The 14,279-nt window shown below is 72.8% G+C and carries 15 protein-coding genes; 7 read left to right on the top strand and 8 right to left on the bottom strand.

Annotated features, from left to right (window positions below):
* Positions 1 to 102 precede the first annotated feature (102 nt).
* The 3 genes from XF36_RS11090 to XF36_RS11100 all read left to right on the top strand — a co-directional run bounded on the left by XF36_RS11090 (position 103) and on the right by XF36_RS11100 (position 2,511).
* Positions 103 to 552, top strand: coding sequence for a universal stress protein (locus XF36_RS11090; RefSeq protein WP_020624268.1), 450 nt, complete (start codon positions 103 to 105; stop codon positions 550 to 552).
* A gap of 4 nt (positions 553 to 556) precedes the next feature.
* Complete coding sequence (locus XF36_RS11095) at positions 557 to 1,597, top strand: adenylate/guanylate cyclase domain-containing protein (protein WP_145981329.1); 1,041 nt, start codon at positions 557 to 559, stop codon at positions 1,595 to 1,597.
* 62 nt (positions 1,598 to 1,659) lie between these two features.
* Positions 1,660 to 2,511: an arylamine N-acetyltransferase family protein gene (locus tag XF36_RS11100; protein WP_064485588.1), complete on the top strand. Its 852-nt coding sequence runs from the start codon at positions 1,660 to 1,662 to the stop codon at positions 2,509 to 2,511.
* A gap of 61 nt (positions 2,512 to 2,572) precedes the next feature.
* Here XF36_RS11100 and XF36_RS11105 read toward each other — a convergent pair whose 3' ends face one another.
* From XF36_RS11105 to XF36_RS11135, 7 genes are read right to left on the bottom strand one after another with little or no spacing between them, the layout of a single operon-like run.
* Positions 2,573 to 2,986, bottom strand: a complete 414-nt coding sequence (locus XF36_RS11105; protein WP_020624271.1) for a metal-sulfur cluster assembly factor — start codon at positions 2,984 to 2,986, stop codon at positions 2,573 to 2,575.
* Positions 2,983 to 3,459: a Fe-S cluster assembly sulfur transfer protein SufU gene (gene sufU, locus XF36_RS11110; protein ID WP_020624272.1), complete on the bottom strand. Its 477-nt coding sequence runs from the start codon at positions 3,457 to 3,459 to the stop codon at positions 2,983 to 2,985. Before sufU ends, XF36_RS11105 begins: the two co-directional genes overlap by 4 nt.
* Before the next feature lies 1 nt (position 3,460).
* A complete protein-coding gene (locus tag XF36_RS11115) occupies positions 3,461 to 4,765 on the bottom strand; it encodes a cysteine desulfurase (RefSeq protein ID WP_060711933.1) in 1,305 nt (434 codons plus the stop codon).
* Between the two features lies 1 nt (position 4,766).
* Positions 4,767 to 5,552: a Fe-S cluster assembly ATPase SufC gene (gene sufC / locus XF36_RS11120; RefSeq protein ID WP_060711934.1), complete on the bottom strand. Its 786-nt coding sequence runs from the start codon at positions 5,550 to 5,552 to the stop codon at positions 4,767 to 4,769.
* A 37-nt stretch (positions 5,553 to 5,589) separates the two neighbouring features.
* Positions 5,590 to 6,780 (bottom strand): Fe-S cluster assembly protein SufD, encoded by a 1,191-nt coding sequence (gene sufD / locus XF36_RS11125; RefSeq protein ID WP_060711935.1) that lies wholly within the window; start codon positions 6,778 to 6,780, stop codon positions 5,590 to 5,592.
* A complete protein-coding gene (gene sufB / locus XF36_RS11130) occupies positions 6,777 to 8,213 on the bottom strand; it encodes a Fe-S cluster assembly protein SufB (protein ID WP_043278714.1) in 1,437 nt (478 codons plus the stop codon). Before sufB ends, sufD begins: the two co-directional genes overlap by 4 nt.
* Entirely contained in the window at positions 8,210 to 8,950 is a 741-nt protein-coding gene (locus tag XF36_RS11135; protein ID WP_202968506.1) for a helix-turn-helix transcriptional regulator, read from the bottom strand. The genes sufB and XF36_RS11135 overlap by 4 nt, the downstream gene beginning before the upstream one ends.
* A 201-nt stretch (positions 8,951 to 9,151) precedes the next feature.
* On the opposite strand from XF36_RS11135, the gene mptB reads away from it, so the two are divergent.
* The 4 genes from mptB to XF36_RS11155 are packed head-to-tail and all read left to right on the top strand — an operon-like array spanning position 9,152 to position 13,541.
* A complete protein-coding gene (gene mptB, locus XF36_RS11140) occupies positions 9,152 to 10,843 on the top strand; it encodes a polyprenol phosphomannose-dependent alpha 1,6 mannosyltransferase MptB (protein ID WP_168169494.1) in 1,692 nt (563 codons plus the stop codon).
* Positions 10,840 to 11,751 (top strand): ABC transporter ATP-binding protein, encoded by a 912-nt coding sequence (locus tag XF36_RS11145; RefSeq protein ID WP_060711936.1) that lies wholly within the window; start codon positions 10,840 to 10,842, stop codon positions 11,749 to 11,751. Before mptB ends, XF36_RS11145 begins: the two co-directional genes overlap by 4 nt.
* A gap of 35 nt (positions 11,752 to 11,786) precedes the next feature.
* Positions 11,787 to 12,542, top strand: a complete 756-nt coding sequence (locus tag XF36_RS11150; RefSeq protein WP_051050365.1) for an ABC transporter permease — start codon at positions 11,787 to 11,789, stop codon at positions 12,540 to 12,542.
* Positions 12,543 to 12,557: 15 nt separating this feature from the next.
* A complete protein-coding gene (locus XF36_RS11155) occupies positions 12,558 to 13,541 on the top strand; it encodes a COX15/CtaA family protein (RefSeq protein ID WP_414706219.1) in 984 nt (327 codons plus the stop codon).
* A 209-nt stretch (positions 13,542 to 13,750) separates the two neighbouring features.
* Here XF36_RS11155 and XF36_RS11160 read toward each other — a convergent pair whose 3' ends face one another.
* Positions 13,751 to 14,227 (bottom strand): TetR-like C-terminal domain-containing protein, encoded by a 477-nt coding sequence (locus tag XF36_RS11160; RefSeq protein ID WP_238589220.1) that lies wholly within the window; start codon positions 14,225 to 14,227, stop codon positions 13,751 to 13,753.
* Positions 14,228 to 14,279: the final 52 nt, after the last annotated feature.

Genomic DNA, 14,279 nt, shown 5'->3' on the forward strand with positions numbered 1-14,279 from the left:
GAGTCGGGACAAGTTGATCGGATACAACGTAGTAACGTCGTCGCACGCGGTGACGCCGGCCGCATGCCCGGCGACGCGCGACCGTTCCCCCGGGAGGCACCTGTGTCCGCATACCAGACCATCGTCGTCGGCACCGACGGCTCGGCGACGTCGTTCCTGGCCGTCGAGCGCGCCGCCGGGGTGGCCGCCGACAGCGGCGCGAAGCTGGTCATCGTCTCCGCCTACACCCCGGCCAGCCGCGAGGACACCTCGGCAGCGGAGGACGCGCTGAAGGACGAGGCCTTCCTCGTCACCGGCTGGACCCCCGCCGAGGAGGCGCTGCGCGAGGCCGCCGACCGGGCCGCCGCCGTCGGCGCGAAGGACGTCTCGACCTTCGCCGAGGACGGCGCCCCGGTGGACGTGCTCCGCAAGGCCGTCAAGGAGCACCGCGCCGACCTCCTCGTGGTCGGCAACCGCGGTCTGAACACCTTCTCCGGGCGGCTGCTCGGCTCGGTGCCCGCCGACGCGACCCGCCGTGCCGGCGTGGACGTGCTCGTCGTGCACACCACGTGATCGCGTGAGGTCCGAGCCCGGGTCGTCCCGCCCCCTGCCCGATCCCGCCTCGATCGACTGGAGCGAGGTCGACGACGGGGCGCTGGACGAGCTCATCCTGGGCGTGCCCCGCGAGTTCACCCGCGACGAGCTGGTGGAGGCCGCGGGGCTCGACCCGGAGGAGTCGGGGCGGCTCTGGCGGGCGCTGGGGTTCACCGACTCCGAGCCGGGTGACCGCGTCTACACCCGGGCCGACCTCGAGGCCGCCCGGATGGTCACCCGGCTGAGCCAGGAGTGGCTGCCCGAGACGGTCGCCCGCGAGGCCGTCGCCCGGGCGATCGCACAGTCGCTGTCCCGGCTCGCCGAGTGGCAGATCGGGATGCTCGCCCAGGTCGCCGCCGCGCACATCGGGGAGCTGACCCCGCGCGACGCGGCGCGGCTCGCCGCCGAGGTGATCCCCGACCTGGAGGCGCTGCAGTCCTACGTGTGGCGGCGCCACCTCGCGGCGACGGCGTCGCGCTGGGTCGCCGGGGTGCAACGCCGCGACGTCGCCGACATCGTCGCCGACACCTGGCCGCTGTCGGTCGGGTTCGCCGACATGGTCGGGTTCACCCGAACCACCCGCCGTCGCAGCATGGACGAGCTCGGCGAGATGATCGAGCGTTTCGGGGCCGTGACCAACGAGGTCATCGCGAACGGCCGGGGCCGGGTGATCAAGACCGTCGGCGACGAGGTGCTCTTCGTGACCGAGCACCCCGCCGACGCGGCGGCCATCGCGCTCGGCCTGCGGGACCGGGTCCGGACCGAGCCGTCGCTGCCCCTGCTGCGGATCGGTCTCGCGCACGGCATGGTGCTCGCCCGTTACGGCGACGTCTACGGCGAGGTCGTCAACGTCGCGGCCCGGCTCACCTCCGAGGCGCGCCCGGACACGGTGCTCGTCGACAAGGAGATGTACGACGCGCTGCGCGACGACCCGCGCTTCGATCTGCGGCGGATCGCGACCTTGCACACGCGCGGCTACTCCCACCTGCGGGCCTGGGCGCTGCGCGGGGCCCGCGAACGCTGACCGTGTCGGCCCGTTCGACCTGGTTGACCTGAACCCGGGTCGAGGTGACAGCCTCGATCACCATGACGAGCACGACGGGCAGCACGACGAGCACGGTGACCACCTCGGTCGCCGCCTACCTCGACCTCGTCGGGGTCGACCGGGCGACACCGGACCGGGCGCTGCTCGACCGGCTCGTGACCGCGCACGTCGCGACCATCCCGTTCGAGAACCTCGACCCGTTCACCGGGGTCGAACCGCCGACCACAGCCGACGGTGTCGCGGCCAAGCTGGTGCACGGGCGGCGCGGAGGCTGGTGCTTCGAGCACAACCGGCTGCTGCACGACGCCCTCGCCGGCCTCGGCCTCCGGGTGACCCCGCTGGTCGGGCGGGTCCGGCTGGGCCTGGCCGCCGAGGACCCGCCGACCGAGCGCACCCACCGGCTGACCCTCGTCGACACCGTGGAGGGCCGCTTCACCGTCGACGCCGGGTTCGGCTCGACGGTGCCGACCACCGCGCTGCGGCTCGTCGCCGGGCTGGAGCAGCCGACCCCACAGGCGACCTACCGCTACGCCCGCGGCGACCACGGCAGCTGGGTCCTGCAGCGGCGCGGCGGCGACGGTGGCTGGGCCGACCAGTACGCCTTCGACCTGGCCCCCGCACCGGACATCGACTTCGCGATGGACTCCTGGTACCTGACCCACCACCCGCGGTCGCACTTCCGGACCGGGCTCGTCGCCGCACGCACCACCCCGGAACGCCGGACCACCCTGGACGGGACCCGGCTCACCGTGCGCACCGCCGACCGCGCCGCGCAGCGGCACGACCTCACCTCCCCCGACCGGGTCCGGGACGCACTGGAGATGCACTTCGGCATCGACACCGGCGGCGTCGCCGGGCTCGAGGACCGGCTGCGGGAGGTCTACTTCCCGTGAGACGACGACGGGCCGGACCCCCGGATGTCGGGGATCCGGCCCGTCGGGTCGGTACGGGTCCTCAGACCCGGAAGCCGAGGGCGCGCAGCTGCTCGCGGCCGTCCTCGGTGATCTTCTCCGGGCCCCACGGCGGCATCCAGACCCAGTTGATCCGGACGTCGTCGACAAGGCCGCCGTCGGGACCGGCGGTGAGCGCGGAGCGGGTCTGCTCCTCGATCACGTCGGTCAGCGGGCAGGCCGCCGAGGTCAGCGTCATGTCGATGACCGCGGTACCGCCGTCCCGGTCGATGCCGTAGACGAGGCCGAGGTCGACGACGTTGATGCCCAGCTCGGGGTCGACGACGTCCTTCATCGCCTCCTCCAGGGCCTCCAGGGTCGCGCCGTCACCGGCGTCGGCCCGGGCGGGCGGCTCGGGCATGCCCGCCGCCCCGCGCACCACGTCCTCGGAGGTGCTCTGTTCGGTGGTCTCGCTCATGCCGGACTCCCCTCGGAGTTCTCGATGCTGGCGTCGGTGCGGCTCACCGCGTCCTTGAATGCCATCCAGCCCAGGAGAGCACACTTGACCCGCGCCGGGTACTTGGCGACGCCGGCGAAGGCCACGCCGTCGCCGATGACGTCCTCGTCGGGCTCGACCTTGCCGCGTCCCTGGGCCATCTCCTGGAACGAGGCCATGATCTTCCACGCCTCGCCGACCGACTTCCCGGCGACCAGGTCGTGCAGCACGGACACCGAGGCCTGGCTGATCGAGCAGCCCAGCGTCTCGTAGGAGACGTCGGTGACCACGGCACCCTCGGGACCGTCGTCGACCTTGACCCGCAGCGTGACCTCGTCCCCGCAGGTGGGGTTCACGTGGTGGGTCTCGGCGTCGTAGGGCTCGCGCAGCCCGGACCCGTGCGGGTCGCGGTAGTGGTCCAGGATGATCTCCTGGTACATCTGCTGCAGCTGCACGTCACACCGTCCCGAAGAACGTCTGGGCGGCGCGCACCCCGTCGGCCAGCGCGGTGACCTCGTCGAGCGTATTGTACACCGCGAACGACGCGCGGGCGCTGGCCACGATGCCGAAACGCCGGTGCAGCGGCCACGCGCAGTGGTGGCCCACGCGGATGGCGACGCCGGCGTCGTCGAGCACCTGGGACAGGTCGTGGGCGTGGATACCGTCCACGACGAACGACACCGCTCCCCCGCGCTCTCCGGGCGTGGCCGGACCGACGATGCGCAGCCCGTCGATCGCCGACAGCTGCTCGAGGGCGGCCGCGGTCAGCGACGCCTCGTGCGCGGCGACGGCGTCCATCCCGATCGCCTCGAGGTAGTCGACCGCGGCGCCGAGACCGACGGCCTGCGACGTCATCGGCACCCCGGCCTCGAACCGCTGCGGGGGCGGGGCGTAGGTCGCGCCCTCCATCCGGACGGTCTCGATCATCGAGCCACCCGTGAGGAACGGCGGGAGCGCCTCCAGGAGCTCCCGGCGGCCGTAGAGGACGCCGACCCCGGACGGCCCGAGCATCTTGTGCCCGGAGAAGACCGCGAAGTCCACCCCGAGCCGGTGCAGGTCGACCGGCATGTGCGGCACCGACTGGCAGGCGTCGAGCACGGTGAGTGCCCCGACCGCGGCGGCCCGGGCCACCAGCTGTGCGACCGGCGCGACGGCACCGGTCACGTTCGACTGGTGGGTGAAGGCCACGACCCGCGTCCGGTCGGTGAGCTCGAGCGAATCGAGGTCGATCCGGCCGTCGTCGGTGACGGAGTACCAGCGCAGGGTCGCGCCGGTCCGCCGACACAGCTCCTGCCACGGGATGAGGTTCGCGTGGTGCTCCAGCTCGGTGACCACGATCTCGTCACCGGGGCCGAGCGCGAACCGCTCGGAGGCGGCGTCGAGCCCGGTCCGGACCGAGGCGTTGCCGAGGCCGTAGGCGACCAGGTTGACGCCCTCGGTCGCGTTCTTGACGAACACGACCTCGTCGTCGTTCGCACCGACGAACGCCGCGATGCGTGCCCGGGCGGACTCGTAGGCGTCGGTGGCCTCCTCGGCGAGCTGGTGCGCGCCCCGGTGGACGGCAGCGTTGTGCCGCTCCAGGAACGTGCGCTCGGCGTCGAGCACCTGGCGCGGCCGCTGGGAGGTCGCACCGGAGTCGAGGTAGACCAGCGGCTTCTCCTCGCGCACGGTGCGCGCGAGGATCGGGAAGTCCGCCCGGATCCGGGCCACGGCGTCGGCCTCCAGGCCGGCCGTGGTCCCGGTTCCGTGGGTGAGGGTCATGTCAGGCCAGTGCCTTCTGATCGGCTGCCTTGTCGGCCTGGGTGAACCGGACGTAGCCGTTCTTCTCGAGCTCGTCGGCCAGCTCCGGGCCGCCGGACTCGACGACGCGGCCGCCGGCGAACACGTGCACGCGGTCCGGCTTGATGTGGTTCAGGATCCGGGTGTAGTGCGTGATCAGCAGGACGCCGGTCTCGCCGCCGGAGCGGTACCGGTTCACGCCCTCGGACACGACGCGCAGGGCGTCGACGTCGAGGCCGGAGTCGGTCTCGTCGAGCACGGCGAACTTCGGCTTCAGCAGCTCGAGCTGGAGCACCTCGTGGCGCTTCTTCTCACCGCCGGAGAAGCCCTCGTTGACCGAGCGGTCGGCGAACTCCGGGGAGATGTCGAGGCCGGCCATGGCCTCCTTGACCTCCTTGACCCAGGTCCGCAGCTTCGGCGCCTCGCCGCGGGTGGCGGTGGCCGCCGAGCGCAGGAAGTTCGCCATCGACACGCCCGGGACCTCGACCGGGTACTGCATGGCCAGGAACAGCCCGGCGCGCGCCCGCTCGTCGACCGACATCTCCAGGACGTTCTCGCCGTCGAGGAGCACCTCGCCGCCGGTGACGGTGTACTTCGGGTGCCCGGCGATGGCGTAGGCCAGTGTGGACTTGCCGGAGCCGTTCGGCCCCATGATCGCGTGCGTCTCGCCCGCGCGGACAGTGAGATTCACGCCGCGCAGGATCTCCTTGGGACCGTCCTCGGCCGTCTCGACCGAGGCGTGCAGGTCCTTGATCTCCAGAGTGGACATCTGTGGTGGTCGCTCCGTATTCGGGAAGGGTGTGGGATCAGACGCCGGTCAGGGCGAGCTCGGCCTCGACGGCCGCTTCCAGTCGCTCCTTGAGCTCCGGCAGCGTGATCTTGTTGAGGACCTCGCCGAAGAACCCGCGGACGACGAGGCGGCGGGCCTGGTCCTCGGGAATGCCGCGGCTGCGCAGGTAGAACAGCTGCTCGTCGTCGAACCGGCCGGTCGCGCTGGCGTGGCCGGCGCTCACGATCTCGCCGGTCTCGATCTCCAGGTTGGGCACGGAGTCGGCGCGGCAGTGCTCGGTGAGCACCAGGTTCCGGTTGAACTCGAAGGTCTCGGTGTTCTCGGCGGCGGCCCGGATCAGCACGTCGCCGATCCACACCACGTGCGAGGAGTCCTTCGTGAGGCTCTGCAGCGCGTTCTTGTAGAGCACGTTGCTCTTGCAGTTCGGCACTGCGTGGTCCACCAGCAGGCGCTGTTCGAGATGCTGACCGGCGTCGGTGAACCCGAGGCCGAGGAGCTCCGCGTCGCCGCCGGGGCCGGCGTAGCGCACGGTCGAGGAGACCCGGACCAGGTCGCCGCCGAGCTGCACGGTCGTCCCGCGCAGCGTGGCGTCGCGGCCGACCGAGTAGTGCTCGGCGCCCACGTGCACGGCGTCGTCGGCCCACTCCTCGGTGACGACCAGGGTCAGGTGCGAGCCGTCGGCGAGCACGACCTCGGTGTTGTCGGCCAGCACGCCCGAGCCCCGGTGCACGACGACAACCGTCGCCTGTGTGTGCGAGGTGGTGCGGATGTGCAGGTGGCCGGCCGCGGAGACGCCCTCGCCGGGGCCCTCCACGGTGATAGTGACCGGCTCCACCTTCTCGCCGTCCAGGGTCACCACGGTGGCCTCGGCGAAGCCGGACCACGCGGCTGCGGCGACCCGGTCGAAGGGCGTCCCGCCCTCACCGAGACGGGCGTCGTCGCGGCCGACGGTCTCCACCGTGACCCCCGCGGCCTCGGTGACCGTGACCACGGGCGATCCCTGCAGGTCGGCCGACCCGTCGTGCAGGCCCTTGAGGCGCCGCAGCGGGGTGAACCGCCAGTTCTCCTCGCGGCCCCCGGGGACCTCGAACGCCTCCACGTCGAAGGACTGGAAGCGCTCGCCGGCCGAGGCGATCGGGACCTCGCCCTGCCCCTCCTTGGCGCCCTCCAGCTCGGGCGCGAGGCCGGCAACGTCACTCGTCGTCATCCGACGGAACCCTCCATCTGCAGCTCGATCAGCCGGTTCAGCTCCAGCGCGTACTCCATCGGCAGCTCGCGCGCGATGGGCTCGACGAACCCGCGCACGACCATGGCCATGGCCTCGTCCTCGGTCAGACCGCGGCTCATCAGGTAGAAGAGCTGGTCGTCGGAGACCTTGGAGACGGTGGCCTCGTGCCCCATCGACACGTCGTCGTTGCGGATGTCGACGTAGGGGTAGGTGTCCGAGCGGGAGATCGTGTCGACCAGCAGCGCGTCGCACTTCACCGTGGACCGGGAGTTGCGTGCGCGCGGGTTGACCTGGATCAGGCCGCGGTAGGACGTACGGCCGCCGCCACGCGCCACCGACTTCGACACGATCGTCGAGGAGGTGTTGGGCGCGAGGTGGACCATCTTGGCGCCGGCGTCCTGGTGCTGGCCCTCGCCCGCGAACGCGATCGAGAGGACCTCGCCCTTGGCATGCTCGCCCATCAGCCACACGGCCGGGTACTTCATGGTCACCTTGGAGCCGAGGTTGCCGTCGACCCACTCCATGGTCGCGCCCTCCTCGGCCTTGGCGCGCTTGGTGACCAGGTTGTAGACGTTGTTCGACCAGTTCTGGATCGTGGTGTAGCGGCAGCGGCCGCCCTTCTTGACCACGATCTCGACGACGGCCGAGTGCAGCGAGTCGGTCTTGTAGATCGGCGCGGTACAGCCCTCGACGTAGTGCACGTAGGCACCCTCGTCGACGATGATCAGCGTCCGCTCGAACTGGCCCATGTTCTCGGTGTTGATCCGGAAGTAGGCCTGCAGCGGGATGTCGACGTGCACACCCGGCGGGACGTAGATGAACGAGCCGCCGGACCAGACCGCGGAGTTCAGGGCGGAGAACTTATTGTCACCGGACGGGATGACCGAGCCGAAGTACTCCCGGAACAGCTCCGGGTGCTCCTTCAGCGCGGTGTCGGTGTCCAGGAAGATGACGCCCTGCTGCTCGAGGTCCTCGCGGATCGAGTGGTAGACGACCTCGGACTCGTACTGCGCGGCGACACCGGAGACCAGGCGGGCCTTCTCGGCCTCCGGGATCCCCAGCTTGTCGTAGGTGTTCTTGATGTCCTCGGGCAGGTCCTCCCAGGTGGCGGCCTGCTTCTCCGAGGAGCGCACGAAGTACTTGATGTTGTCGAAGTCGATCCCGGACAGGTCGGAGCCCCAGCGCGGCATCGGCTTCTTGCCGAAGATGTCGAGCGCCTTCTGCCGGAACTCCAGCATCCACTCGGGCTCGTTCTTCAGGCGGGAGATGTCGGCGACGACGTCGGAGGACAGGCCACGCTTCGCGATGGAGCCCGCCTCGTCGGAGTCGGCCCAGCCGAAGTCGTACCGGCCGAGCGCCGCGATCGTCTCCTCCTGCGTGAGCTCGGTGCGCACATCAGGAGTGGTCGTCATAAGGACTGCCTCCCTTTCGGGGACCGTGGTGGTGGGAGCTGCGCGGTACCCGCGGCTCCCCTGTTCCGTGCCCGCGCGAGGAGTTCGGGATCCTCGAGCGGCACGTGTGTGGTGCACGCGGCGTCACCGCGGGCGATCGTGGCCAACCGCTGCACGTGCGTGCCCAGCAGATCGGCGAAGGCACGCGTCTCGGCCTCGCAGAGCTCCGGGAACTCGGTGGCCACGTGGGCGACCGGGCAGTGGTGCTGGCACAGCTGCACCCCGAACCCGCCGCGCCGGGTCTGTGCGGCGTAGCCGCGGGCGCTGAGCACCCGGGCGAGCACCTCGACCCGCTCCGCGGGTTCCGCCGGAGCGGTCACCGCGTCGAGGTCGGACCCGAGCAGCTCGCGCACCCGGTGCCGGGCGAAGGCGTCGACCGCCTCCCCCCCCGCCGTGTCGGCGAGGAAGCGCAGAGCCTGGGTGGCCAGGTCGTCGTACCCGTGCCCGAACCGGACCCGGCCCGTGTCGGTGAGCAGGTACTCCCGGGCCGGACGACCCCGGCCCCGCGGCCGGGCGGACCGGGCCGGGGCCCGGGCCTCCGCCTCGCCGTCGACGATCAGCGCGTCGAGGTGCCGGCGCACGGCGGCCTCGGTGAGCTCCAGCTCGGCCGCCACGACGGCGGCCGTGACCGGACCCTGCTCCATGAGTACCCGCGCCACGAGGGCGCGGGTACCCGTCCCGGATCCGGCGGGTACCACGGCCTCGCCTGCGACGCCGTGCCCGCAGGCAGGGTCGTCGAGGCGCCGCGGCGCTGTCCGGTCCGTTTTCACAACACCAGTGTTGCGTATATCGGTCGGCACGGCAAAACAGGCCCCCCACCGCGGTGACCGGGCTCACTCCACCCGCAGGTGAGGGCCGGTACCGGACCCTCCGCGGCGGCACCACTAGCCTCTTCTCCCATGGTGACGCCCGAGGTCGCCCCGCCCGGGCGCGACGACACCCCGACGCGTGCGGCGCCGTCCGATCCCCCCGCCGCACCGCCGTCGACCGGCCACCGGGCCCGGCGCGGCCTGCGCGAGCAGGCCCGGATCGCGCGGATCCTCGGCCTGACCGGCGCGCTCCTGATGGGGATCAGCGCACTGGGTTCCGGGGCGTTCCCGGTGCCGAACCCGCTGAACGGGCTGCGCGTGATCGGGCTGCCCGCGCGCAACGTCACCCTGGCCATCGCCGTCACCTACGCGGGCCTGCTGATGGTGGTCACGGCCTGGCTGTGGATCGCCCGGATGCTCACGACCCGCGGGGCGCGGCATCCCGCGCCCGAGCGTCGCGAGCTCGGCCGCACCGCGATCCTGTGGGGGGTGCCGCTGGCCCTGGCGCCGCCGATGTTCTCCAAGGACATCTACAGCTACCTCGCCCAGAGCGCGACACTCGCCCGCGGGATCGACCCGTACTCGATCGGCCCGGCGCAGGCGCTCGGCATCGACGACCCGCTGGTCCGCGGCATCCCCACGGTCTGGCGCGACACACCGGCGCCCTACGGCCCGCTGTTCCTCGGCCTGGGCCGCGGGATCACCGCGCTGTCCGGGGAGAACGTCGTCCTCGGGATCCTGGAGCACCGGCTGCTGGCACTCGCCGGGGTCGCCCTGCTGGTGTGGGTGCTGCCGCGGCTCGCGTCGCGCTTCGACCTCGACGCCGGGCTGGTCCTGTGGCTCGGCGCGGCGAACCCGCTGGTGCTGTTCCACATGGTCAGCGGCATCCACAACGAGTCGATCATGCTGCCGCTGATGCTGCTCGGGCTCTGGGTGATGCTCGGCCGCGACGACACCGTGCAGCCCTGGTGGCGGATCACCGCCGGCGCCGCGCTGATCGTCGCCGCCGCCTCGGTGAAGCTCCCCGCCCTGCTCGCGCTCGGGTTCGTCGGCGTGTACCTGGTCCGCAGGCGCGGCGGCAGGCTCGTCGACTGGGCCGTGACGACCGCGTGGCTGTCCGCGATCGCCGCCGCGGTGCTGACCGTCGTCAGCCTCGCCACCGGGCTGGGCTTCAACTGGGTGCGCGGGCTGTCGGCGCCCAGCGCGCTCATCTCCCCCATGTCGATCAGCACCAACCTCGGCCTGCTCGCCGGGCAGGTCGGCAGGCTCGCCGGGCTCGGCGACCACCTCGACACCACGATGGGCCTGATGCGCAGCCTGTTCGTGCTGCCGATCGTGGTCATCGTGGTCGCCCTGCTGCTGGGCTGCCTGCGCGGCACGGTCGACCCGGTCACCGGCACCGGCCTCGGGCTCGGCGCGGTCGTGCTGCTCGGCCCGGTCGTGCACCCCTGGTACCTGTTCTGGGCCCTGCTGCCGCTGGTCGTCACCCGGGCCATGCCGTTCTACCGCCGCGGCCTGCTGCTGCTGTCGGTGGTGCTGGCCCTGGTCGTGCCGCCCACCGGCGCCGACTTCTTCTTCCGCGGCTTCCAGCTGCCGCTGGCGATCACCGCGGGCGCGGTCATGTACGCCCTCGCGCTGTACGTGGTCGCGCGGCTGATCCGCGCCCCCGGCGACGCGGCCGCCGACGGCCCTGACCACCCCGACGGCGCCGACCGCGCAGCCACCCCGGGCGACGCCCCCGCCGGGACCCGCGCGGCCTCGGACACGGAGCCCGCCCGGTGAACGCCGCCCTGGAGATCCGCGGCCTCGTCGTGCGCTACGGCACCACGACCGCCGTCGACGGCATCGACCTCGACCTGGCCCGCGGCGAGGTCCTCGCCCTGCTCGGCCCGAACGGCGCCGGCAAGTCCTCGACCGTCGAGGTGTGCACCGGCTTCCGGGCGCCCTCGGCCGGGCGGGTGCGGATACTCGGCCACGACCCCGCCGACGAGGCTGTCCGCCCCCGCGTGGGCGTCATGCCGCAGGGCGGCGGCGCCTACCCCGCCGTGCGGACCGGGGAGATGCTGCATCTGGTCGCCGACTGCGCCGCGCACCCGCTCGACGTGGACATGCTCCTCGACGTGCTCGGGCTGCGACCGCGGGCGGGCACGCCGTACAAGCGGCTCTCCGGTGGGGAGCAGCAACGCCTGGCGCTGGCCTGCGCCGTCGTCGGGCGCCCGGAGCTGGTGTTCCTCGACGAACCGACCGCCGGTCTCGACCCGCAGGCCCGCCACCTGGTGTGGGACCTGGTGCGGGCGCTGCGCCGCGACGGCGTCGGGGTGCTGCTCACCACCCATCTGATGGACGAGGCCGAACAGCTCGCCGACGACGTCGTGATCATCGACCACGGCCGGGTCGTCGCGCACGGCTCGCCGGCGCAGCTGACCGCGGGCGACCAGACCGAGCTGCGCTTCCGGGCCCGGCCGGGGATGGACGTCGACGGTCTCGACGCCCGGCTGCCCGCCGGCTACGCCAGCTGCGAGACCTCCCCCGGCCGCTACCGGGTCCGCGGCCGGATCGACCCGGCCGCGCTCGCCGCCATCACCTCGTGGTGTGCCGACCAGGGCGTACTCGCCGACGACGTCCAGGTCGTGCGCCGCAGCCTGGAGGACGTCTTCCTCGACCTCACCGGACGGGAGCTGCGCTCGTGAGGACCCCGCCGACGGCCCCGCCGTTCCCCGACGGCATGTTCACCCCCGCGCCCGGCCGCGGACGTGCGCTGACGATGCTGCGGGCCCAGGGCGGCCTGGAGACCCGGCTCGCATTGCGCAACGCCGAACAGGTGCTGCTGACCCTGCTCATCCCGGCGGCCCTGCTGGCCGGGCTCACGCTCGTCCCGGCGGTGCCCGCCCCGGAGCCGCGGGTGGCGTGGCTGTTCGCCGCCATGCTGGCGCTGGCCGTGATGAGCTCGGCGTTCACCAGCCAGGCCATCGCGCTCGGCTTCGACCGCCGCTACGGCGCGCTGCGCAGGCTCGCCGCGACGGCGCTGCCCCGCTGGCTGCTGGTGTGCGGGCGGCTGACCGCGGTCGCCGCCGTCGTCGTGATCCAGGTGGTGCTGCTCGGCGTGCTCGCCGCACTGCTGGGCTGGTCCCCGGCCGGGGCCCGGCTCGACGGCGCCGCGCTGGCCGTGCTGCTCGGCGCGGCCGCGTTCGGGGCGCTGGGCATCCTGCTGGGCGGGACGCTGCGGGCGGAGATCGTGCTCGCCGTCGCCAACCTGGTGTGGTTCGCGCTGCTGCTGGCGGGCGGGATCGTGGTGCCGGTCGCGGACCTGCCGGGACCGCTGGCGGCGATCGCCCCGTGGCTCCCGTCCGGGGCGCTGGCCGAGGCGCTGCGGTCGGCGCTCGGCGCGGGCGAGTTCCCGTCGGCCGGGCCGCTGCTGGTGCTCACCGGGTGGGCCGTCGTCGCCGGGGTGGCGGCCTCGCGGCTGGTGCGCTGGACCTGAGCCGCATCTTCTACGATGCGTAGTGTGCTGTCGTCGCGCGTGCCCTCCACCCCGCCGGTGCTGATGCGCCGGCTCACGATCGCGAACCTCGTCGCCCAGATCGGGATCGGGGTGACCGGATCGGTCGTGCGGGTCACCGGCTCGGGGCTCGGCTGCTCGACCTGGCCGCAGTGCGAGCCGGGCAGCATGATCCCGGTCGACCACGCCGAGATCGCGCCGCTGCACATGTGGATCGAGTTCTCCAACCGGCTGCTCGGCATCCTGGTCGTGCTGTTCGCCGGAGCCGCTCTGCTCGGGGCCCTGTTCACCCGGCCCCGCAGGCGCCGCCTCACCGCGCTCGCACTGGCCATGCCGCTCGGCGTCGTCGCGCAGGCTGTCATCGGCGGCATCACGGTGCTCCTCGGGCTGGCCTGGTGGACGGTGATGCTGCACTTCCTCGCCTCGATGGTGCTGGTCTGGTTCTCGGTGCTGTTCGTCGGCGCGGCCACCGAGGCCGACGGCCCGGCGACCCGCACCGTGCCCGCCGCCGGGCGCGGCCTGGTGCTGTTCTCCACCGCGGTGCTCGCGGTGCTGCTCGTCGCCGGGACGCTGGTCACCGCGGCGGGTCCGCACGGCGGCGACCCGGAGACCCCGCGCCTGGACGTGCCGATCCCCGCGCTCGCGCAGCTGCACGTCGACACCCTGTTCCTCTACCTCGGGACCCTGGTCGGGCTCGGGTTCCTGCTGCGCGCGGTGTCCGCCCCGCAGGCGCTGCTGCGCCGCTTCCGGGTGCTCGTCGTGGTCGTCCTCGCCCAGGGCGCGCTCGGCGGGATCCAGTACGCCCTCGGGGTCCCGGAGCTGCTGGTGTCACTGCACGTGCTCGGCGCCGGGCTGACCGCCGCCGCGGCCGCCTGGGTGTGGGCCGGGACCGCGACCCGGCCGGCCGCCGTCGACCCCCGCGCCACCCCGACCGGTGACCCGGCGGACACCGCCCCGGAACCCGCCGCCGCGTCGGCCTGAGCCGGCACGGGTCGGCCTGAACGGCCACTGCACGGTCAGGTGAGGTTCGGGCACTGCGGGAGCCACGACCTCGATCGCCGACCGGGTCGGAGCCGCAGCACGCACACCAGCACCCCTGGTCGAGCAGGTCGTGGCTCCGAACCCGAGATCAGGCCGCGCCGTGGAAGGCGTTGCGGATCAGCTGATCGACGAACTCGTCGTCGAGCGGGTCACCGAGGACGGGCAACCGGTGGTAACGGGCCCCATAGTTGGTCCACCAGGACGCCGAGCGGGAGGTCCTCACGGATCTGCCCGCGTTCCTGGGCTCGCCGGAAGAGGACGAACGCCTCGTCCCGGCGAGGTCGGGCATGCTGGGCGATGAACGCCTCGCGCAGGGCGGAGTCCGTCTGGGCGGCTCCGATGAGCTGGCGCGCCGCGCGTCCGGCTGGCTGGGTGGTCATCAGTCGGACGAATGCACGCAGCTGGGTGCGAACGTCAGCCTGGACGTCACCGGTGTCGGGAAAGTCGAGTGCTTCCGCGACGGCAGCGAAGTAGGCCTCCGCCGCCAGCGCGCCCGGGGTGGGCCACCACGTGTGCAGCGTGGTGCGGCTCGCCCCGGCCGTCGTGGCAACGCGCTCGAAGGTGACCGCGGGCAGACCGTCGACGAACAGCAGGTCACGGGTGGCGGCCAGCACCTCGGCCCGCACTTCGGCGGCCGGACGGCGGACTCGACGGGGACGAGCGCGGTGGATCGACGCC

It is taken from the genome of Pseudonocardia sp. HH130629-09 (genome assembly GCF_001294645.1).
In the GTDB taxonomy this organism is placed as follows: domain Bacteria; phylum Actinomycetota; class Actinomycetes; order Mycobacteriales; family Pseudonocardiaceae; genus Pseudonocardia.